Origin of the sequence: Jeotgalibacillus sp. ET6, from assembly GCF_029667115.1 — a bacterium.
Taxonomy (GTDB): domain Bacteria; phylum Bacillota; class Bacilli; order Bacillales; family Jeotgalibacillaceae; genus Jeotgalibacillus.
Window position 1 is genome coordinate 1 of sequence record NZ_JARUIU010000071.1, and the last position, 278, is coordinate 278.

At 54.0% G+C, this 278-nt stretch carries 1 pseudogene; it reads right to left on the reverse strand.

The features are described from left to right. Positions 1–70: 70 nt before the first annotated feature. Positions 71–278: pseudogene (locus tag P6709_RS19875) on the reverse strand (23S rRNA (uracil(1939)-C(5))-methyltransferase RlmD); the annotation flags it as partial.

The following is a 278-nucleotide window of genomic DNA, read 5'->3' on the forward strand; positions in this document are numbered from 1 at the left end:
CCGTCCTGAATTGCAAAGAGGAACAGCGAGTAAAGTTCATTATATTTTGGAATAGCCATTTTTTCAAACCTCACACCTTGGAAAGGCTCAGCACACACTCGCAATGCCGTGTTCTTGGAAATAGATCCACCGGCTGCACCTTCTCTGCGTGATATCCATTTTGTTCCAGCCATGCAGCATCTCTTGCGGCGGTGGCGGGGTTGCAGCTGACGTAGACCACCCGGCGGGGAGACATGCGCACGACAGCGGAAAGGGTGGCTTCGTCGCAGCCCTTGCGG